Annotated in this window: 21 protein-coding genes and 1 riboswitch; of the genes, 5 read left to right on the top strand and 16 right to left on the bottom strand. The window is 68.3% G+C overall.

All coding sequences use genetic code 11. From position 1 onward, the window contains the following. Positions 1 to 8 precede the first annotated feature (8 nt). The gene (locus AC1DWT_RS23525; protein ID WP_206012841.1) at positions 9 to 998 is read right to left on the bottom strand and encodes an alpha/beta hydrolase; all 990 of its coding nucleotides are present in this window, start codon (positions 996 to 998) and stop codon (positions 9 to 11) included. A gap of 178 nt (positions 999 to 1,176) precedes the next feature. On the opposite strand from AC1DWT_RS23525, the gene AC1DWT_RS23520 reads away from it, so the two are divergent. After that, positions 1,177 to 2,535, top strand: a complete 1,359-nt coding sequence (locus AC1DWT_RS23520; RefSeq protein WP_477922412.1) for a WS/DGAT/MGAT family O-acyltransferase — start codon at positions 1,177 to 1,179, stop codon at positions 2,533 to 2,535. A 29-nt stretch (positions 2,536 to 2,564) separates the two neighbouring features. Here the strand turns inward: AC1DWT_RS23520 and AC1DWT_RS23515 are convergent, their stop codons facing one another. The 5 genes from AC1DWT_RS23515 to AC1DWT_RS23495 form a co-directional block, all read right to left on the bottom strand. Further along, positions 2,565 to 3,377, bottom strand: coding sequence for an ABC transporter ATP-binding protein (locus AC1DWT_RS23515; protein ID WP_072945919.1), 813 nt, complete (start codon positions 3,375 to 3,377; stop codon positions 2,565 to 2,567). Further along, a complete protein-coding gene (locus tag AC1DWT_RS23510; protein ID WP_072945921.1) occupies positions 3,370 to 4,191 on the bottom strand; it encodes an ABC transporter permease in 822 nt (273 codons plus the stop codon). The genes AC1DWT_RS23515 and AC1DWT_RS23510 overlap by 8 nt, the downstream gene beginning before the upstream one ends. Further along, positions 4,169 to 5,209, bottom strand: a complete 1,041-nt coding sequence (locus tag AC1DWT_RS23505; protein WP_072945923.1) for an ABC transporter substrate-binding protein — start codon at positions 5,207 to 5,209, stop codon at positions 4,169 to 4,171. Before AC1DWT_RS23505 ends, AC1DWT_RS23510 begins: the two co-directional genes overlap by 23 nt. After that, on the bottom strand, positions 5,194 to 5,916 hold the full coding sequence (locus AC1DWT_RS23500) for a TenA family protein (protein WP_206012840.1): 723 nt from the start codon (positions 5,914 to 5,916) through the stop codon (positions 5,194 to 5,196). Before AC1DWT_RS23500 ends, AC1DWT_RS23505 begins: the two co-directional genes overlap by 16 nt. Next, positions 5,910 to 6,005, bottom strand: a riboswitch (TPP riboswitch). Its footprint overlaps the gene before it by 7 nt. Before the next feature lie 58 nt (positions 6,006 to 6,063). Then, positions 6,064 to 6,741 carry an NUDIX hydrolase gene (locus AC1DWT_RS23495; RefSeq protein ID WP_206012839.1) on the bottom strand — a complete coding sequence of 226 codons (678 nt, stop codon included), beginning with the start codon at positions 6,739 to 6,741 and terminating at the stop codon, positions 6,064 to 6,066. A gap of 112 nt (positions 6,742 to 6,853) precedes the next feature. Between AC1DWT_RS23495 and AC1DWT_RS23490 the strand changes: the two genes are divergently transcribed. After that, positions 6,854 to 8,407 carry a carboxylesterase/lipase family protein gene (locus tag AC1DWT_RS23490; protein WP_206012838.1) on the top strand — a complete coding sequence of 518 codons (1,554 nt, stop codon included), beginning with the start codon at positions 6,854 to 6,856 and terminating at the stop codon, positions 8,405 to 8,407. Here the strand turns inward: AC1DWT_RS23490 and AC1DWT_RS23485 are convergent. The 6 genes from AC1DWT_RS23485 to AC1DWT_RS23460 form a co-directional block, all read right to left on the bottom strand. After that, complete coding sequence (locus AC1DWT_RS23485; RefSeq protein WP_206012837.1) at positions 8,400 to 9,641, bottom strand: MFS transporter; 1,242 nt, start codon at positions 9,639 to 9,641, stop codon at positions 8,400 to 8,402. The two genes, AC1DWT_RS23490 and AC1DWT_RS23485, sit on opposite strands and share 8 nt — an antisense overlap. A gap of 83 nt (positions 9,642 to 9,724) precedes the next feature. Then, entirely contained in the window at positions 9,725 to 10,249 is a 525-nt protein-coding gene (locus AC1DWT_RS23480; RefSeq protein ID WP_206012836.1) for a DUF3558 domain-containing protein, read from the bottom strand. Next, a complete protein-coding gene (locus AC1DWT_RS23475; protein WP_072945934.1) occupies positions 10,246 to 10,785 on the bottom strand; it encodes a DUF3558 domain-containing protein in 540 nt (179 codons plus the stop codon). Before AC1DWT_RS23475 ends, AC1DWT_RS23480 begins: the two co-directional genes overlap by 4 nt. Then, positions 10,769 to 11,044 (bottom strand): GNAT family N-acetyltransferase, encoded by a 276-nt coding sequence (locus AC1DWT_RS23470; RefSeq protein WP_072945936.1) that lies wholly within the window; start codon positions 11,042 to 11,044, stop codon positions 10,769 to 10,771. The genes AC1DWT_RS23475 and AC1DWT_RS23470 overlap by 17 nt, the downstream gene beginning before the upstream one ends. Before the next feature lie 64 nt (positions 11,045 to 11,108). Continuing rightward, positions 11,109 to 12,299, bottom strand: a complete 1,191-nt coding sequence (locus AC1DWT_RS23465; protein ID WP_206012835.1) for a DUF4185 domain-containing protein — start codon at positions 12,297 to 12,299, stop codon at positions 11,109 to 11,111. Between the two features lie 110 nt (positions 12,300 to 12,409). Beyond that, positions 12,410 to 13,783 carry an FAD-binding oxidoreductase gene (locus tag AC1DWT_RS23460; protein WP_206015940.1) on the bottom strand — a complete coding sequence of 458 codons (1,374 nt, stop codon included), beginning with the start codon at positions 13,781 to 13,783 and terminating at the stop codon, positions 12,410 to 12,412. A 513-nt stretch (positions 13,784 to 14,296) separates the two neighbouring features. On the opposite strand from AC1DWT_RS23460, the gene AC1DWT_RS23455 reads away from it, so the two are divergent. Beyond that, positions 14,297 to 14,626, top strand: a complete 330-nt coding sequence (locus AC1DWT_RS23455; RefSeq protein ID WP_011594545.1) for a hypothetical protein — start codon at positions 14,297 to 14,299, stop codon at positions 14,624 to 14,626. Positions 14,627 to 14,655: 29 nt separating this feature from the next. Here the strand turns inward: AC1DWT_RS23455 and AC1DWT_RS23450 are convergent, their stop codons facing one another. Both AC1DWT_RS23450 and AC1DWT_RS23445 read right to left on the bottom strand, forming a co-directional pair. Beyond that, entirely contained in the window at positions 14,656 to 15,339 is a 684-nt protein-coding gene (locus AC1DWT_RS23450; RefSeq protein ID WP_072945940.1) for a Type 1 glutamine amidotransferase-like domain-containing protein, read from the bottom strand. 5 nt (positions 15,340 to 15,344) lie between these two features. Further along, positions 15,345 to 16,163 (bottom strand): maleylpyruvate isomerase family mycothiol-dependent enzyme, encoded by an 819-nt coding sequence (locus tag AC1DWT_RS23445; RefSeq protein ID WP_095865763.1) that lies wholly within the window; start codon positions 16,161 to 16,163, stop codon positions 15,345 to 15,347. A gap of 168 nt (positions 16,164 to 16,331) precedes the next feature. Here AC1DWT_RS23445 and AC1DWT_RS23440 point away from each other — a divergent pair, with 168 nt between their 5' ends. Beyond that, positions 16,332 to 17,873, top strand: a complete 1,542-nt coding sequence (locus AC1DWT_RS23440; RefSeq protein WP_206012834.1) for an AMP-binding protein — start codon at positions 16,332 to 16,334, stop codon at positions 17,871 to 17,873. 11 nt (positions 17,874 to 17,884) lie between these two features. Here the strand turns inward: AC1DWT_RS23440 and AC1DWT_RS23435 are convergent, their stop codons facing one another. Next, entirely contained in the window at positions 17,885 to 18,049 is a 165-nt protein-coding gene (locus AC1DWT_RS23435; protein WP_167372210.1) for a hypothetical protein, read from the bottom strand. Then, on the bottom strand, positions 18,046 to 18,447 hold the full coding sequence (locus tag AC1DWT_RS23430) for a DUF488 domain-containing protein (RefSeq protein WP_072945947.1): 402 nt from the start codon (positions 18,445 to 18,447) through the stop codon (positions 18,046 to 18,048). Before AC1DWT_RS23430 ends, AC1DWT_RS23435 begins: the two co-directional genes overlap by 4 nt. Before the next feature lie 271 nt (positions 18,448 to 18,718). Between AC1DWT_RS23430 and AC1DWT_RS23425 the strand changes: the two genes are divergently transcribed. After that, positions 18,719 to 19,413, top strand: a 695-nt coding sequence (locus AC1DWT_RS23425) for a Rossmann-fold NAD(P)-binding domain-containing protein (protein WP_477922406.1), incomplete at its 3' end; no start/stop codon positions are given.

Raw genomic sequence — 19,413 nt, 5'->3', positions numbered from 1 at the left:
GCCGGACGTTAACAAGCACTCACGGGGGTGGCCCTGCGGATGAACCGGCCGATCTCGCGGATGGCGCGGGTGCCTTCGGGGAGCAGTCCGGCGGCGGCCTGGAAGACGTGCACCTGCCGCTCCCACACCTGCAGTTCGCACGGCACACCGGCCTGGGACAGCCGCTCGGACATCAGTTCCGCGTCGACGTACACCATTTCCTGCGAGCCGGTCTGGATCAGGGCAGGCGGCATGGAGGCGAGGGAGCCGTCCACGGGGGACGTGGACGGCTCGTGCCCGCCCCGGGTGTCCAGGCGTTCGATCAGCCTGGACAGGGCACCGACCGCGCGTTTGGGGAAGACGGCGCAGAGGTCGGCGTTGGGATGGGCCAGCTTGTTCACCGGGTCGAGGTCGGTCAGCGGCGACAGCGCGACGTCGGCGGCGGGACGCGGCAGCCCCTGGCGCAGCGCTTCGAGCGTCACCATGAACGTCAGGAATCCGCCCGCCGAGTCGCCGGCGATGACGAGGCGGTCCGCGGTGTACCCGTGCGCGAGCAGCCACCGGTACCCGTCGACACCGTCCGCGACGGCCGCCCGGATGGGGTTCCGCGGGATCATCCGGTACGCGACGTTCAGCGTCGACGCCTGGGACTCCGCCGAGATCCGCGACACCATCTGGCGGTGCGAGTTGATCCCGCAGCACAGGAACGCCCCGCCGTGGAGGTAGAGGATCGCCCGGTCGCCGAGCTCACCCGGAGGCCGGATCCATTCGGCGCGGCAGTGCGGCAGCCGGACGGGCCTGCGCTGGGTTCCGCGGATGGGGCCGAGCGAGTACCCGAACAGGTCGACGACTCCGGTGGGCCACGGCAGTTCGGGGTAGCGCGCCCACCCGTCGAGGAACGGCCGGACCGTGCGGCGGAGGGTATGTGCGAGGGCCGCCGACTGCAGGCTGGTCCCGGCGAACTCCCGCCGCGTCACCGGGAGCGGTGACGGGCAGAATTCGTAAGTCGCAGTGCTCATTGCCTGCCTCCGTTCCGGCCTCGGTGCCCTTCGACGTGCTGCCTTCAGGTTTGCCACCTCTTTGCGCCGTACGGTCTACATCGAAGTAGGTCGCACGGACGCTACGCCCGACGTAGCATCCAGGCGGAAGTCGTAATGGGATAGTGACCGAGCGGGGGTGAACGTCCAGGTGGGGATCATGCCGGTTACCGATTCGATATTCCTTCTCGGCGAATCGCGAGAGCATCCGATGCATGTCGGATCGCTCGAATTGTTCACACCGCCGGAGGATGCCGGACCGGACTACGTGAAGTCGATGCACGAAACACTGCTGAAGCACACGGACGTGGACCCCACGTTCCGCAAGAAGCCGGCGGGCCCGGTCGGCARTCTCGGGAACCTGTGGTGGGCCGACGAGTCGGACGTCGATCTCGAATACCACGTGCGTCATTCGGCCCTGCCTGCGCCGTACCGGGTCCGCGAATTGCTGACGCTGACGTCCCGGTTGCACGGCACGCTCCTGGACCGTCATCGCCCGCTGTGGGAGATGTATCTGATCGAGGGCCTCTCCGACGGCCGGTTCGCGATCTACACCAAGCTGCACCACTCGCTGATGGACGGGGTCTCCGGGCTGCGGCTGCTGATGCGGACGCTGTCGACCGACCCGGACGTGCGCGACGCGCCGCCGCCGTGGAACCTGCCGCGCTCGGGGTCGGCGAACGGAGCCGCCGCCCCCGACCTCTGGTCGGTGGTGAACGGGGTCCGCCGCACGGTCGGCGACGTCGCCGGTCTCGCGCCGGCGTCGCTGCGGATCGCCCGCACCGCGATGGGTCAGCACGACATGAGGTTTCCGTACGAGGCGCCCCGCACCATGCTCAACGTCCCGATCGGTGGCGCGCGCCGGTTCGCCGCGCAGTCCTGGCCGCTCGACCGGATCCATGCCGTGCGGAAAGCGGCAGGCGTCAGTGTCAACGACGTCGTGATGGCCATGTGCGCCGGGGGGCTGCGGGGCTACCTCGAGGAACAGAACGCGCTGCCGGACGAACCGCTGATCGCGATGGTTCCGGTGTCGCTGCGCGACGAGCAGAAGGCCGACTCCGGCGGCAACGCGGTGGGGGTGACGTTGTGCAACCTGGCGACGGACGTCGACGACCCGGCGGAGCGTCTGACGGCGATCTCCGCGTCCATGTCGCAGGGAAAGGAATTGTTCGGCAGCCTCACCTCGTTGCAGGCGCTGGCGTGGTCCGCGGTCAACATGTCACCGATCGCCCTGACGCCGGTGCCGGGGTTCGTCCGCTTCACGCCGCCGCCGTTCAACGTGATCATCTCCAACGTCCCGGGACCGCGGAAGACCATGTACTGGAACGGGTCCCGGCTGGACGGCATCTACCCGACGTCGGTGGTGCTGGACGGGCAGGCGCTGAACATCACGCTCACCACCAACGGCGGCAACCTCGATTTCGGTGTCATCGGGTGCCGCCGCTCGGTGCCGAGCCTGCAACGCATCCTCCACTACCTGGAGGCTGCCCTCGGCGAACTGGAGGCGGCACTACTCTGAGACGCTACTGCTTGGAGGCGCCGCGGGTTTCAGCGTCTGCCCGACTCCTGCTCGACGAGGGCCCGCCGCGATTCCTCGTGCAGCACGCCGAGCAGTTCGTGTTCGACGTCCGCGAATTCGGGTGACGTCATCATCGACAGTTCGCGGGGGCGGGGCAGGCCCACCGTCACCTCGCGCCGCACGGTGGCGGGCCGGGCGGACAGCACGACCACCCGGTCCGACAGGTAGACGGCCTCCCGGATGTCGTGGGTGATCATCAGGACGGTCCACCGGTAGCGCTGCCACACGTCCTGCAACCAGGTCTGCATCTCGGTGCGGGTCAACGAATCCAGGGCGCCGAACGGCTCGTCGAGCAGCAGCACGGGCCGGTCCTGGACGACGGTCCGCAGCATCGCGGCGCGCTGTCGCATGCCGCCGGACAGCTGGCTGGGGCGGGCGTCCTCGAACCCGCCGAGACCGAAGACGGAAAACAGTTCCCGGGCTTTGTCCCGCGCCTGTTTCCGGGGCACGCCCTGCACCTCGAGTCCGAGGGTGGTGTTGTCGAGGACGCTGCGCCACGGGAACAGCAGGTCCTTCTGCGGCATGTACGCGCAGTTCGACGGGCCACTGCCCGCGGGACGCACGGGCTCGCCGCCGATCGTGACGGTGCCGGCGTCCGGTTGGTCGAGTCCGGCGAGCATGGCGAACGCGGTGCTCTTCCCGCACCCGCTGGGGCCGATCACCGACACGAACTCGCCCGGTTCGACGGTGAACGAGACGTTGTCGAGGACGGGACGGATGCCGCCGCGGACGGGGAATCCCTTGCTCAGTCCGGACAGTGCGACGCGCGCGGTCTCACTCATGCCGGGCTCTCTCGTTCTTGATCCAGGGGGCGACGACGCGCTCCACCGCGAACGTGAGCAGGTAGAGGCTGACGCTGATCACGGCGGTGACGAGCACCGCCGCCAGCACGAGGTCGGTGCGGAAGGAGTTCTTCTGCGTGGCCATGTAGATGCCGAGACCGGACGTGGCCCCGACGTATTCGGCGAACACGGCACCCACGACGGCGTACGTGATGCCGATGCGCAGGGCGGTGAAGAACCGGGGGATGGCCGAGGGCAGCCGCACGTAGCGGAATTCCTGCCACCGGGAGGCGCCCATGCTGCGCAACAGCGCACCCGCCTCCCGGTCGGCGGCGGCGAAACCCTCGATCAGGCCGATCGTCATGGGGAAGAACGTGGCGAGGGCGATCACGAGGACCTTCGGCAGCAGACCGAATCCGAACCAGATGATCATCAGCGGCGCGATCGCGATGATCGGCAGCGTCTGCGACACGACGAACAGCGGAACGAATGCGCGTCGCAGCCACGGCGAGAAGTCCACGAGCACGGCGAGAGCCCACGCGCAGAGCAGGGACACGGCGAACCCGATCAGCGTCACCTGCAGTGTCGCGGAGGCGTGACCGGAGATGGCGTCCCGCGCCCGCCAACCCTGCTGGACGACCCGCAGCGGCGACGGCAGCACCTGCGGCCGGATACCGCTGACCGTCACGTACACCTGCCACGCGACGACCAGCAGCGCCACGACCACGACCGCGGGCAGTACCCGCCGCAGCAGCGGGGACGTGCCCGGGGCCGGGGTCCGGAGGGTCGGGTCAGGGCTGAGCGAGGTACTCATTGGTGAAATACGTCGACCAGTCGGGTTCCGTGGTCAGCGGTGCCCCGTCGGGGCCAGTGAGCAGGCCGTGCTGGAACAGGAAACCGGAGTACCCCGCCCACTGCTCGGCCGTCTGTGTCCCGACCTTTCCGGAAGCGTCCTTCATGTACTCGGAGGACAGCATCTGCTGGCTCTCCCGCACGAGGGACTCGTCCGTGAAGGCGCCGGGGTTGGCGTCGATCAACATCTGCGCGGCCTCGTCCGGCCGGTCGGCGGCGAACTGGTAGCCGCGCTGCAGGGCCTGGACGAACTTGCGGGCCTGCTCGGGATGCTCGTCCATCCACTGCTCGTTGCCCTCGATGACGAGTGCGTACGCGTCCGGGAAGCCGTAGTCGGTGTAGTGGAAGTAGCGCATCGGGGTGCCCCGGTGCTCGGCCTCGATGCCCTCCCAGCCGAAGAACGACACGGTGAAGTCGGCGGTGCCGGAGTACACGGCCTCGTAGGCCGACGTGCCGAGCGTGACGGTGGTGAATTCGCCCTTGCCGCCGTCGTTCCGGATGATCTGCTTCAGCGTCTCCTCGCCGTCGGGGTCCGCGAAACCGGCGTAGATCTTGCCGTCGAGATCCCGGGGGCGGGTGATGTCGGCGCGATCCGCCTTCACCGCGATGCCCGTCGCCCAGTGCTGCAGCGGGGCCATGACCGACGTGGTCTGGGCGCCCGCGGCCTTCGAGAACGTCGCGGAACTCTGGAAGCTCACGCCGAACTCCGCGTTGCCGGCGTCGACGAGGGTGTCGGGTGAGGTGTCGTTGTACGGCAGAACCTGCACGTCGAGTCCGGCGTCCGCGAACCAGCCCTCCTGCTGGGCGACGAACAGTCCGGTGTGGTTGGTGTTCGGCGTCCAGTCGAGTGCGAACCGGATGGTGTCGTCGGACTGTGAGTCGCCGGCGCAGCCGGTGAGCATCGACAGGGCCGAGACGAGGATGACGGCTGCGGTGGCAGCGCGCTTGGTACGGGAGAAAAGTGTCACGACGCCGGCCATTCCTGCTTGTTGAGTGCGGTGTCCCAGAACATGAGTTCGTAGCGGCTGGCGATCGTGAACGCCTCCACCATCGCCTCGCGCTGGGCGTCGGTCGCGGCCTCCGCGGCGGCGTCCACGAGTTCGCGGGCCTTCGCGACGGCGGCGTGGAACTCCTCCGCGTCGTACGTGGTCACCCACTGTGCGTACGGGTGCGTCGGGTCGGCGGCCAGCACGTCCCGGGCGCTCGCCGCCAGCCGGCGTCCCACGTCGGCGTAGATCCAGAAGCACGGCAGCACCGCGGCGGCGGACACCGCGTACGGCTCGGTGGCGGCGACCGCCGTCAGGTAGGAGATGTACCCGAGGCAGGCCTGCGAATGCTGCGGTTCGGCGTCCGACGCGGGGAGCCGTCCGCTGGTCAGCAGATTCTGGTGCAATGTCGCCTCGACCGTGGCGGCCTCGGCTGCCGAGCCGGCCCAGAAGCCGGCCTCGACGGGGCCCGGCGCATGCGCGGCGACCAGGGACAGGGCCTTCGCGTATCCGGTCAGGTACAGGAAATCCTGCTCGATGTACGTGCGGAACACGTCCAGCGGCAGTGTTCCGTCGCCGAGGCGGCGGAGGAACTCGAGTTCGTCGATCGCTTCGCGCAGCACCTTGGTCCGGTCCCACAAGTGGTCCGTGAATCGGGCGTGCTGGCCTGCGCCCGCAGCACCTTGGACAGAGCTATTCACAACGTTGACATCCCTTCGTCAGCATTACCTGAGCAGGTTCCCGGGTGTGTTCTCAGCCCCGCCCGTGCGGAGCACCCCGTGTCAGAACAAGCCGACCCTAGCACCGGCCGTGCCGCGAACGGAAAGGCCCCGGGTGGGTGGACGGGCTCAGCCTGCGAGGAACGCGGCCGCTCCCGGCGGGAGGGGCGCGGGGCCGCGCGTGTAGATCTCGGCGGGCCTGCCGGTCCCGACGACGGCCATGTCGCCGGTGTGCTCGAGGGCGGGCATCATGTGCCGGCGGAACGAGTCCTTCGGGAGGGGACGGCCGAACACCACCTCGTAGACCCGGCGGAGTTCGAGCACCGTGAACGTGTCGCCGGCCAGCCCCGACGGGTCGACGGACCGCGCGTACCGCTCGCGCAGGTCGGCGACGGCGAGGGTGACGACGTCCGCGTGGTCGAACGCGAGGTCCTGCGTCACCCGGTCGCCGTCGACGGGGATCAGCAGGGCGTCGCGGGGGAGTGCCGTGCGCGGCAGCGCCGCACCGTGCGTCATCGACAGCACCCACCCGCGGTCGTCGCGGGCGGGGTCGTCGAACATCGCCAACTGGTGGAACTCGGCACCCGCCAGTCCGGCCTTGATCCGCAGGCACCGCTCGGCGGCGTCCCGCAGCCGCTCGCCCTTGTGGAGGAAGGTGCCCGGAAGCGCGAGCCGGCCCGAACGGTGCGGAACCACAAGCACTTTCAGCTCGGCGCCGTCGACGGTGAGGACGGCGACGTCGACCGCCACGGACGGCCGCGGGTAGTCGAGGAGACTCTTGCCCTCGGGATCGGTCGATGCGGCCACGGAGCACATGTTAGCGCGCGGTTGATCTATATCGCGTTCGAACGGTCCTGCCTGCGCATCGTTGGTAGTTTGGCGAGAGATTCCCGTACGCGCTGCGTGAGGAGATTCGGCCGTGGATGTCGAGAAGTCAGGCGACACACTCGTCGTCCGCGCCCGGGACGGCGACGTGCGCGGCTATCCCGAAGGCGACGTCTACGCGTGGAAGGGCATCCCGTTCGCCGCCGCCACCGTCGGCGATCTGCGGTTCCGGGCGCCGGCCCCGCCCGCACCGTGGGACGGCGTGCGCGACTGCGTCGACTTCGGCCCGATGGCCCCGCAGGGCCACGGCACCGCCGTCCCGATCGACGCCGGACTCGAGATGGACGAGGACTGCCTGTCGGTCAACGTGTGGGCACCCAGGCCCGACGGCATCCCGCGGCCGGTGATGGTGTGGATCCACGGCGGCGCCTACTGCCTGGGAACCGCGGCCCAGGGCATCTACAACGGGCGGATCCTGTCCACTCTCGGCGACGTCGTGCTGGTCTCGTTCAACTACCGGGTCGGGGCGCTCGGCTTCCTCGACCTGTCGTCGTTCTCGACGGCGGAGCGGGTGTTCGAGACCAACTGCGGGCTGCGCGACCAGGTCGCCGCCCTCGAATGGGTGCGCGAGAACATCGCGTCGTTCGGCGGTGACCCGGACGAGGTGACGGTGTTCGGGGAGTCGTCGGGAGCCGGGTCGATCACCACCCTGATGACGTGCCCGAGTGCGGACGGGTTGTTCCACCGCGCGATCGCCCAGAGCCCACCCGCCACGTCGGTGTACGGCAGCGAGCGGGCGGCCACGGTCGCGAAGCAGTTCCTCGACATCCTCGACGTGGAACCCGCCCGGATCGACACGTTGCTGCGCCTCCCGTACCGCACGGTCATCGAGGCCAGCGACACCCTCGTCAACGAGGTGCCGACGAAGATCCCGGGCACACTCGCCATGGCGCCCGTGGTGGACCGCGACTTCCTGCCCCGCTACCCGGTGGCCGCGTTCCAGAAGGGCTACTCCCACCGGATCCCCCTCATCATCGGTTCCAACAAGGACGAGTCGTCGATCTTCAAGTTCATGAAATCGCCTCTGCTGCCGGTCACTTCGGATTCGGTGCAGGAGATGCTGCGGGCGATCGCGACCGATCACCCGGAACTGCCCGCGGCCCGCCTCGCCGACATCCTGTCTGTGTACCCGGACCGCGGCAAACCGAAGGGCGCACTCGCGATGTCCCGCGACGCCGCGTTCCGGATGCCCGCCCTGTGGGTGGCCGACGCCCACAGCAGGCACTCGCCGACGTGGATGTACCGGTTCGACCAGGCCACCCCGATGCTCAAGGCCGCGCGCATCGGAGCCGGGCACGCCACCGAACTCCCGTACGTCTTCGGCAATTTCGACACCCTCAACATCGACCCGACGTTCTGGCTCGGCGGCCGGAAGACGGCACTCGAGGTGTCGGGCCGCATCCAGCGCCGGTGGCTCGCGTTCGCGCGGCACGGTGTCCCCGCCGCCCTGGACGCGTCCAAGCACTGGGCCCCCTACGACGAGGAGGACCGCGCCACGTTGCTGATCGACGGCGCGGACACGCTGGTGAAGGACCCGGACCACGAGATGCGGGTCGCCTGGGGCAACGACGTCATGGGGTTCAACTGACCGGCACCTTATCGTCCAGTTCCTTCAGCACGGGCAGCGCGAAGCACGCCAGCCCGATGATCAGGACCGGGATCGCGAGCACGAAGAACGTCGGCTGGATACCCCACTTGTCGAGGATCGGACCGGCCAGCAGGTAGCCCAGCGGACCCGCCGCATACGCCGTGGACGTCATGACCCCGGTGACCCGGCCGCGCATGTGCTCCGGACTGCGAGTCTGCATGGCGTAGTTGGCGATCGGGCCGACCGGACCGAACACCAGACCCTGCAGGAGAGCCAGCGCCAGAATCGCCCACAGCGGCGGCAGGAACGCCATCGCGACCATCGCTGCGCCCAGCACCGTCACCGCCACCACCATCAGCATCCGGCGCGACACGAACGGCGCGAGCGGTCCGTAGGCGAGGGCGCCCACCACGCCGCCGATGCTGAGCGCCATCAGGACCGAACCGAGTTGCGCAGGTTTGTCGAGTTCGGTGAAGTACACCGGGAACACCACTGACTCGACCGGCATGTACAGCGCGACCACCGCCATGTCCACGAGCGCGATCGTGCGCAGGAGCCGGTTGTGCCACACGAACTTCAATCCCTCGAGCGTGCCGTGCCAAATGGACGTCGGGCGCGTGGCGGTGTCCGGTCTGCCGGCGTGCTCGAGACGCAGGAACGCGATCGTCGCAACGGACAGCACGAACCCGGCGGCGGCGACCCACAACGTGTTCACCGCACCCACGGTGGCGATGAGRACGCCGCCGATGCCCGGGCCGACGAGATACGCCACGTTGTAGTTGGCCTCGTAGAGACTGTTCATCCGGTCGAGTGACCACCCCGCGGACTTCGTGGCGGCGGGCAGCATCGACTCCCTGGCCGCGATGCCGGCCGGATCGAACGCGGCGCCGATCGCGGCGAGGACGGCGATCACCGTGACGGTGAGGCCCGTCGTGGTCGCGATCACCGGGATGGCCGCCACGGACAGGGCCGACAGGCAGTCGGAGATCAGCGACGTGCGGCGTCGTCCGAACAGGTCGACGAACGTGCCCGCGAACAGGCTCGACAGCAACAGCGGGAGGGTGGCCGCGCCCGCGACGATCGCGGCGTCCGATGCGCGACCGGTCTGCTCGAGCACGAGCCACGGCAGCACGACGATCACGATGCCGTTGCCCGTGGAGGAGAACAGGGTCGCGACGTTCAGGAGGATCAGGGGCCCGAACCGGCGAGTCACAGCCGTCTCGGTGGCGGTCACGGCAAGGTCCTCTGGTCGGCTCGGTCGGTGGTCCTTCGACGCTAACAGCGAGGTCGTGGCCACCGCGAGCGAATTTTCGGCCGCTACTGGTTGCGTTGCAGAGTCAACTCGGCGAGCGTGCGCGCACCGTCGCACGGGTCGCCCGTCCCGGACCGTTGCTGCACCCACCACGTGATGACACCGGAGTAGGCGGCGGTGATCCCACACGTCGCCGAATCACCCGGCCGCCGGGCGCTGAACGCCGACGTGCCCGCGATCGTCGTGGTCTCCACCTGATAGCCCAGCTGGTCCGCCACCGCCCGCTCCCGCTGCAACGAGTTGTTCTCGAACCAGCCGAACGTGACGTCGATCGATCCGGCGGCGGACGACACCGTCCACATGCACACTGCACCGTAGAAGTACTGGTCGATGCCTGCGCCGTGCAGTGTCTCCACGATCTTGTCGTTGGGGACGGCGTCGCATTCGCGCAGGAGCTTGTCGAACTGCGGCGAGCCGTCGTCGGAGGAGGCGGCACCCTCGGGCAGGGGAGTGCCCGTGACGGACGTGCCGCAGCCGGCCAGCACCATCGCCGACGCGACCGCCGCGGCGAGTCGCCGGCGGCCGGTCATTTGGCCTTCTCCAGCGTCAGCCGGCCGAGCGCGGTCGGTGCCTCGCACGGATCGGAGGGTGCACTGCCCGTTCCGTAGCGGACCAGCCAGTGCACGAAGTCGGAACCGGTGCCGAGCGCGACCTCGCAGAACCCGACGTTCTGCGACGAAAACCCGCGATGCCCGGCGATCTCGAGGTCGTGGACCTCGTGACCGATGCCCTTGGCCACCGACCGCTCCCGGTCGATGGGGCTGCCGCGGTACCAGGTGAACATCACGTACCGTTCGCCGCCGTCCGCTTCCCACCGGCACTTGATGCCGTTCCGCGACACCGGGGTGAGCCCCGCGATCCGCGCCCGCTCGTACACTTCGGCGTCGGTCAGCGAGCCGCATTCACCCACGAACGGGCCGGGCTGCACGGCCACCGAGGTGGTCGGCGCGGATGCCGGATCGGTGTCCGAACCGCCGCCGGAACCGCAACCGGCCAGCACGACCGTCGCCGCGAGAAGACACGTCGCGCGGACGGCCGGGCGGAGCGGATCAGACGAGCTCCGCATAGCTCGGATTCTCGGCGATGTACTTCTCCACGTAGGAGCACGACGGGATCACGGCGAGCCCACTGGACTTCGTGTCGTCGAGGGCGGCCTTCACCACCACCGCCGCCAGACCCTGCCCGCGGAACTGCGGGTACGTCACGGTGTGGTGGAAGTCGCGGGCGCCGTTCCGCTCGAAGTAGTCGGCGTATCCGGCCAGCTGGCCGTCGAGGTAGATCTCGAACCGGGATTCCGACACGTCGTGTTCCACCGTGGCCGCCACAGATCGCTCCTCTGCTCGTGTGGCGTGCGCGCTGTCCCGCGCACGCTGTCACTCGCAGATTACGTCAGTCCGCGAGGTTGGTGCGCAGCAGCATGACGTTGTAGTCCGACCAGGTGGTGGCCAGGAAATACAGGTCGGATCCCTTCGACCACGGGTGCATGTACGCGCCGTACAGCTCGGGCACGTCCCGGCTGCTCACGAGCACTTCGGGTTCGCTCCAGCCGGATTCGAGGTGGTCGGAACGGCGCATCACCACCGAGTTGCCGGCATCGGTGTACATCGCCACGAACTGACCGAGGTATTCGTTGAACTGCACGGACAACTCGCTGACCGGTCCGGGGATCACCGGTGTGGCGACGGTGGCGTTGGCCTTCACCCACGCCTTGCCGTCCCAGTACTCGTACAGCGTGAGGTTCCGGATGTCCGCCTCCTTCACCCGCGACAACCGGGCGTCGCCGGAACGCCCCGAGGGGGTGCCGAATGCGTAGACGAATCCGTCGTGCTTGACGTACGAGCCCATCTGGAAGTTCTCGGCGCCCGTGCCCGGCACGTTGGGCCGCAGCGTCAGGGGATCGGTGACCCAGTTCTCGCCGTTGTCCACGGAGTACGCGATGCCGGACGCGTTGGTGTCCCACTCGCCCGGGGCGCCCCAGCTGCGCACCGACATGTAATTGATGTACTGCGTCGCGGCCGGGCCCTCGCCGACCGAGATGCCGGTGGTGGGGATGACGGTCTGCTCCACGCCCGGGATCTTCTGGCTCTGGATGATCTCCTTGGAATGGTTCGGCAGATCGACCGGGGAATTGTCGATGCCCATCCCGTCGGTGAGGTCCTTGTCGGAGCTGCGCAGCAGGATGTTGCTGCGCCAGTCGCCGACCAGACCGCACAGCGGGTTGTCGCTCAGCCCGACGGTGTCACCGAACGCCGTGAGGATCTCGCCTCCGCCGTTGTCCCACATGATGCCGAGGTCGGTGCCGAGTACCCGGAACCTGCCGATCGTGTCGTTGGGGCTGCGAGGCCCGGTGATGTGCGCGATTGCCTGAGTTTTGCCACGCAGCTCGGGAAGGCGGCCGTCACTGCCGTTGAGCCAGGGGATGGGATTGATGCCCTGGCCCGAGCCGCTCGATCCGAGGCTGCCGGTTCCGCCGAGGCACGGCGCCGCCGTCGCAACAGGGGGCGCCATCGTGAAAAACGTGCAGGTGGAAGCGAGTAAGGCGGGCATCGCCAGGGAGGCGACACGGCGGAGTCTGGTCACGAGCGCACCTCTCTGCGACGAGTCGAGTTCGGTCCGGTCACGCTAGCAATACCTCACCTGTCACACCAGTCCCTTGGGTAACCATTGGATATCGCACCCGCCCTGGGTAGCTACAGGATCGCTCCGGGGTTGAGTATCCCCATCGGGTCGAGTGCCGTCTTGATCCGCTGCGTCAATTCCATGACGTCCGGGCCCAACTGGTCGGGCAGCCAGGCCTTCTTCAAGCGGCCGACACCGTGCTCGCCGGTGATCGTGCCGCCGAGAGCGATTGCGAGGTCCATGATCTCGCCGAAAGCGAGGTGGGCGCGCTCGGCCATCGCGGCATCCTCGGGGTCGAACACGATGAGCGGGTGCGTGTTTCCGTCGCCGGCATGGGCGATCACCGCGACCATCACGTCACGTTCGCGGGAGATGGCCGCGATTCCCTCCACCAGCGCAGGCAGTTTCGGCAGCGGGACCCCGACGTCCTCGAGGAGCAGGGTGCCCAGTCTCTCGACCGCGGGGATCGCGAATCGTCTTGCCGCGGCGAACGCTTCGCCCTCGTCGGGGTCGTCGGTGGTGAAGACTTCGGTCGCGCCGTTTGCCGTGCAGGCGTCGGACATGACGGAAATCTCTTCGGCCGCAATCGAACCGGGGGCGTCCGACCGGGCGATGAGCATCGCCTCCGCCGTCCGGTCCAGGCCCATCTTCAATGCGTCCTCGACGGCGCCGATCGAGGCGCGGTCCATGAACTCGAGCATCGACGGTCGCAGCGTGCGGGTGATGGCCAGCACGGTGTCGGCGGCCGCCTGCACGGAGGCGAACGACGCGACGAGGGTGCTCGCAGGTGGCTGGGCCGGGATCAGCCGCAGCGTCGCCTCCGTGACGATGCCGAGTGTTCCCTCGCTCCCGACGAACAGCTTGGTCAGCGACAGGCCGGCCACGTCCTTCAGCCGCGGGCCGCCGAGGCGCACGTCCGTCCCGTCCGCGAGAACCACCCGCAGCGCGAGGACGTAGTCGGTGGTGACGCCGTACTTGACGCAGCACAGCCCGCCCGCGTTGGTCGCGACGTTGCCGCCGATCGAGCACATCTCGAACGACGACGGATCGGGCGGGTACCAGAGGCCGTGTTCGGCGGCCGCGGCCTTGACCTCGGCGTTGAGCAGCCCCGGTTCGACGACGGCGATCCGCGTCACCGGGTCCACCTCGATCCGGCGCATGCGCTCGGTGCTGACCACCACGCTGCCCGCCACGGCGGTGGCGCCGCCACTGAGCCCGGAGCCGGCGCCGCGCGGGATCACGGGGACGCGGTGCTCGGTCGCCCAGCGCATCACCACCTGGACTTCCTCGGTGGTCGCGGGGCGGGCGACGGCGAGGGGGAGGACGGCGTCGGGATCGCGCGCCCAGTCCTGGCGGTAGGACGCCAGGACGTCCGGATCGGTGACGAGGCAGCCCCGGGGGAGCGCGCTCGTGAGCGCCGCGAGTGCGTCGTCGGTGACCGTCATCGTGACTCCTGGAATGCGGGTGTCGGGGACCTCGACGGTAGCCCGGCGAACGGCGAGTGTCCGCGAATTGGTCATTCGTCCAACTGAACCGATTCCGACCGTGTTTCCCGGATATCGCTCCAACCTGGACGTTCGGTGCAGAAGCGACCCCCCAATAGCCCATCTGTTAGTTACTTACGCGTAGGAGTCTCACGATGTGGGATCAGGGGGGTGAATTTTTTCGGGGGGTCCACCGATGGGGTATGCAACCGTGCCCGGAGGGGAAAATGCTGGTAGAGGCGTCCCGCGAACCGGGCGGACCCGGACAAATCGGGTGTAACACAGGTCACATTCGCCACTCTGTTACCGGATCGTATCGACCAGGCAATGCAAAAACCCACTTCTACGGGTTAGCGTCTTGCATCGTCAAACACCGGCGAGGCGTTACACCCAAACGGAGATTCTCACGAAATGTGAGCCAGAACACCGTTGGGGCCGGGTTTTGCCGCACCGACCCTGGAAGGACCCGCACCGATGAATGCACTCCACCGAGATCCCAGCAGCTACATCTCCGCGATGTTYTCGTACGAGTTCCTCGATGGTGGTATCGACTACGACTCCATCGAGCAGATCCACCGTGGCGAGTTCGACGAATGGATCTTCGCACTCGCCGGTTCGGGATTGTTCACCAACGAGGAAGTTCGGTCGATGGTCCAGGAATGGCGCCTGAACCCGAAGACCCTCCTGAACACGCTCCTCGCCGACGCGGACGAAGTCACCGCCAAGCGCTGCGAGGTCACCTGGGCCGCACTCGACCGCGTCGCCCCCTTCACGCCGTCCGTGCCGGTCGCCGTCTTCGGCTGAAGGCCTTCCCGCCGCAGGGCTCGCCGTCGTCAGACGAGTTCGGTTCGATCTCCGTTCACGACGATCGCCTGATCGTCCGTCAAGGTGCGGTACTCGATGCCGGCGAGCCTCAGGGCGTCGATCGTGCGCCGAACGGCGGCCACGTCCTCCAAGGGCACCGCGTTCTCGGCCCCTGGAAGCTCCGCAGGCGGGTGATGCGGCACGATCGCGAAGCCCACCATCCCCAGTCCGTCCCAGCGCGGCTCCACGCCACACGTCGCGACCACCTCCGCCGGGTCATCGGAGGAGTCGAGACCGTGCAGCGTCGGAGTCATCACGCACGCCCCCGCGCTGTAGCCGGCGTACACGAGCGAATCACTCGCCAACAGTTCCGGGATCACCCGATCCGCCCCACTCCGGGCCATCTGCGCGCGCAGCACGAACGTGTTCCCGCCGCGCACCCACACCATGCCGAACCCGTCGAGCCGCTGCCTCAGTGCGGCCGCACGCGGCTGCCCGTCGTCGCCGATGTAGTCGCGTAGATCCACCTCCTCCGCGGTGAAGCCCAGGCGCGTCAGCGGCATCACGTCACTCACGACCGCGGACGTCCGCGCCGTCCGCGGCCACGCATCCGCCGCAGCCGCGATCACCCCGACGCGCCCCGGACGGCCGACGAGCGACATCAGCGGCGCGGGATCCGCGCCGAACCGGTACGAGGACAGGAACAGGCGCACCGCGGTCAGATCGTGAACGCGAGGTTGTCGACGATCCGCTTGCCCGCGTCGGTGTCGCCGCGCAACGCGATCTCGTCGCGGTGGTCCGCGGCCGTCGTCCTGCCGCCTGCCAGCCGGGTGAACAGCCGGGAGTCGAGAGTCACCGTCGTGGTGGCCTCCGACGGCAGTTCGTCGACCACCGCGGCCCTGCCGTCGACGGCGATGTGGATGTTCCGCGCGAGCGGTCCCGTCAGCTCGAGCGTGATCCTCGACCCGTCCGGAGCCTTGCCGCGCTTGCCGACGAGGAATGCGACGGCGCCTGCGATCTCCGCGAACGCCGTCTCCCCGCGCAGGCCGCCCTCGTCGCCGGGCAGCCCGAGTGCGTCCCGTAGGTCGAGCTCGTGCATCCAGCAGTCGAACACGCGGATGCGCATGAACCGGAGATAGGGCGCCGGCCCGACCGGCGTGGTGGTCTCGGCCGCGAACATCTCGTCGGTCATCTCGCCCAGCTCCGACCGCCTGCGGGCGACGATCATCCGGAAACGCTCGAGCATTTCGGTGCCGGAGCACCCCCGCAGTCCCTCCACCCACTGTTCGTTGAACGCACCGATCTCGTTGCGCACGTGGGCGAGGCCGCGGACGTCGATGGTGGTGTGCGGCGCGGAGATTCCGGCGAGCAGCGACTCCGTGCCGATGAGATGCGCGGTCACGTCGTGCACCGTCCACCCGGGCAGGGCGGTGGGCGTGAACCACGCGTCGCCGGACAACGAGGACAGCACGTCGTCGAGTACGTCCCATTCCTCGAACAACGCGTCGAGGATCGATTCCTTCTGTAGGGCATTCACGGGTCGTACGCCTCCTTTTGCCTCAACTCTAGGACCTTCCGCCCGACAGGCCGAGCATTTTCGCCGCGGGTGGGCGAATGTGCCGGTGAGAGCGTCGAAGGCCTCCCCGTCCAGGGGTTCGGTGTGGTAGACCGAGGGTGAGAATCTCCATTAACAAAAGGAGTGCGGATGTTCCCTGGAAACTTCGTGGCGACCACCCCGGACAAGCCCGCCGTCATACGTCCCTCGACGGGGGAGCGGCTGACCTACCGGGAGTTGGACGAGCGGTCCACCCGCCTCGCACGGCACCTGCGCTCGCTCGGCCTGAAGGTCGGCGACCACCTGGCGCTCGTGTCGAGCAACGACCTCCGGGTCCTCGAGGTGTACTGGGCGGCGCTGCGATCCGGGCTGTACATCACCGTGGTGAACTGGCACCTCACCCCGGAGGAAGCCGGTTACGTCGTCGACGACTGCGGAGCCGAGGTGCTCATCGTGTCCGCCGACGCGGGCGGCGCTGTGCCCCGCGACCGGAGTCAGCTGCCCCGCGTCCGCCACCGGCTCGTGTACGGCGGTGCGCTGGACGGATTCGACAGCTACGAGGACGCCGTGGCGGCGCAGTCGGCCGAACCGCTCGATTCGCAGCCCCGCGGGCAGGACATGCTGTACTCGTCGGGCACCACCGGCAGGCCCAAGGGGATCAAACCCGCACTCCCCGAGGGGGAAGTGGACACGACGACGGACCCGTACACCGCGGTGTTCGCCCCGATGTACGGATTCGATTCCGGCACCGTCTATCTGTGCCCGGCACCGCTGTATCACGCCGCGCCGCTGCGCTTCTGCGGCACCATCACCTCCGTCGGCGGCACGATCGTGCTGATGGACCGTTTCGACGCCGAGGAATCACTGCGGCTCATCGAGGAGTACCGGGTGACCCACAGTCAGTGGGTTCCGACGATGTTCGTCCGGATGCTCAAGCTGCCGAAGGACGTTCGCGACAAGTTCGACGTGTCGAGTCTGAAGGTTGCGATCCACGCGGCGGCGCCGTGCCCGCCCGACGTGAAGCGGTCGATGATCGACTGGTGGGGTCCGGTCGTCCACGAGTACTACGCCTCCACGGAGGGCGCCGGTGCCACGTTCATCGACAGCGCACAGGCACTCGCCAAGCCCGGGTCGGTGGGCCACGACGGGGTCATGGGCACCGTCCACATCTGCGACGACACCGGCGCGGACGTCCCCGTCGGCGACATCGGAACCGTCTACTGGGAACGGGAGGAGCGACCGTTCGAGTATCATAACGACCCCGCGAAGACCGACTCCGCGACGCACCCCGACCACCCGACGTGGACGACGAGCGGCGACATCGGGTACATCGACTCCGACCGCTTCCTCTACCTCACGGACCGGGCCGCGTTCATGATCATCTCGGGCGGAGTGAACATCTACCCGCAGGAGTCGGAGAACGTTCTCACCATGCATCCCAAGGTATTCGACGTCGCGGTGATCGGCGTACCCGACGAGGAGATGGGCGAACAAGTCAAAGCCGTCGTGCAACTCGTCGCCGGGGTGGAACCGTCGGACGCCGTCGCCCGCGAGCTACTCGACTACGTGCGGGAGCGGGTCAGTCACTACAAGGCTCCCCGCAGCATCGACTTCTCCGACGACCTGCCGCGCACCCCCACCGGCAAACTCGTCAAGCACAAACTCCGCGCGCGGTACCTGAACGCCGGCTGAACCCCCGACCGTCACCTGTCCCGTGCCGCACCGCAGCGCGGGCAGGTGCTCGCGGTCCGGTCGGTGAGGAACAACCCGCAGTCGGGGCACACGCGGTCGAGCCAGCAGACCGGATCGCCGCCGACGTCGCCGTCCGGCTCGGTGATGGGCACGGCCTCGTCGCCGGGAAACGTCACAACCGATCCAGCATGTATTCGGCGAGGACCTCGGCATGACTGTGACTGACGTCCTTCGTCGCGGTGAGCAGAACGATCGGCCGCCCCTGCGCCAGTTCCTGCACCCGTGCGACCGCCTTCCGGCCGGTCGGTGAATCGAGCTCGTGGACGTACCGCTCGCGGAACTCGCTGAACGCGGCAACGTCGTGCGAGTACCAGTGACGCAACTCCGTCGACGGCGCCAGGTCCTTGGCCCAGTCGTCGAAATGGAACGCGTCCTTGCGCAGCCCCCGCGGCCACAGCCGGTCCACGAACAGTCGCAGTCCATCGCCCTCGGTCGGATGGTCGTAGACCCGCTCGACGATCACCGGCGGATCCGCGGTGACGTCCTCCGCGCTCCGTTCCTTCGGTTTGCTCATGGCCGAACCTCCGCTTCCTTGCGGCTGTCTACCGTCAGACTACGACGAATCGCCCTGTGATCGGGTTCACAATCGAGCAGAAAGATCTGTGAGAACGACTGTTCGGACTCGATTCAGACGCGTACGCACGGACTTCTCTGTTCCCTACGTCACGCGTTCTCTGGCTACTATCAGCTAACTCAGTCGAATCGGGGGAATTTTTTTCCCGCTCGTCATCGGTTGATCGCCGCTCGTCGCGGCACACACACCATCTACCGCAGGAAGTCGATACATGGATACATCGCAGAGCGCGTCCACCGCGCGCCCGACGATCGGTGTCGTTCGGGAGTCGAACGACGGTGAGCGTCGGGTGGCGTTGGTGCCGAAGATCGTGGCGTCGTTGATCGCCAAGGGCGTCGACGTGGTGGTCGAGTCGGGTGCCGGATTGGGCGCGCTGATCCCGGACGAGTTGTACACCGGGGCGGGGGCGAAGATCGCCGACCCGTGGTCGGCGGACGTGATCGTGAAGGTCGCGCCGCCGTCGGACGAGGAAGTGGGCCGGTTGCATGCCGGGCAGACCCTGATCGGGTTCCTCGCCCCCCGCAACCAGGACAATCAGGTCGCCGCGCTGAAGGCGGCCGGGGTGGCGGCGTTCGCCGTCGAGGCGATCCCGCGGATCTCCCGCGCCCAGGTGATGGACGCGCTGTCGTCGCAGGCGAACGTGTCCGGCTACAAGTCGGTGCTGTTGGCGGCGTCGGAGTCGACGCGGTTCTTCCCGATGCTCACCACCGCGGCGGGCACGGTCAAGCCGGCGACGGTGCTGGTCCTCGGGGTCGGTGTCGCCGGCCTGCAGGCCCTGGCGACGGCGAAGCGGCTCGGCGGCCGGGCCACCGGCTACGACGTGCGCCCGGAGGTCGCCGACCAGGTCCGCTCGGTCGGTGCCCAGTGGCTCGATCTGGGGATTGACGCCGCCGGTGAGGGCGGCTA

It is taken from the genome of Rhodococcus sp. P4_B6, assembly GCF_056402215.1.
This window is presented reverse-complemented; position numbering and strand designations above follow the sequence as displayed.

Coding starts and splice junctions, on each gene's coding strand:
- AC1DWT_RS23525 (WP_206012841.1), bottom strand. CDS start 998: ATGAGCACTGCGACTTACGAATTCTGCCCGTCACCGCTCCCGGTGACG.
- AC1DWT_RS23440 (WP_206012834.1), top strand. CDS start 16,332: ATGTTCCCTGGAAACTTCGTGGCGACCACCCCGGACAAGCCCGCCGTC.
- AC1DWT_RS23515 (WP_072945919.1), bottom strand. CDS start 3,377: ATGAGTGAGACCGCGCGCGTCGCACTGTCCGGACTGAGCAAGGGATTC.
- AC1DWT_RS23505 (WP_072945923.1), bottom strand. CDS start 5,209: ATGGCCGGCGTCGTGACACTTTTCTCCCGTACCAAGCGCGCTGCCACC.
- AC1DWT_RS23480 (WP_206012836.1), bottom strand. CDS start 10,249: ATGACCGGCCGCCGGCGACTCGCCGCGGCGGTCGCGTCGGCGATGGTG.
- AC1DWT_RS23475 (WP_072945934.1), bottom strand. CDS start 10,785: ATGCGGAGCTCGTCTGATCCGCTCCGCCCGGCCGTCCGCGCGACGTGT.
- AC1DWT_RS23460 (WP_206015940.1), bottom strand. CDS start 13,783: ATGACGGTCACCGACGACGCACTCGCGGCGCTCACGAGCGCGCTCCCC.
- AC1DWT_RS23430 (WP_072945947.1), bottom strand. CDS start 18,447: ATGAGCAAACCGAAGGAACGGAGCGCGGAGGACGTCACCGCGGATCCG.
- AC1DWT_RS23510 (WP_072945921.1), bottom strand. CDS start 4,191: ATGAGTACCTCGCTCAGCCCTGACCCGACCCTCCGGACCCCGGCCCCG.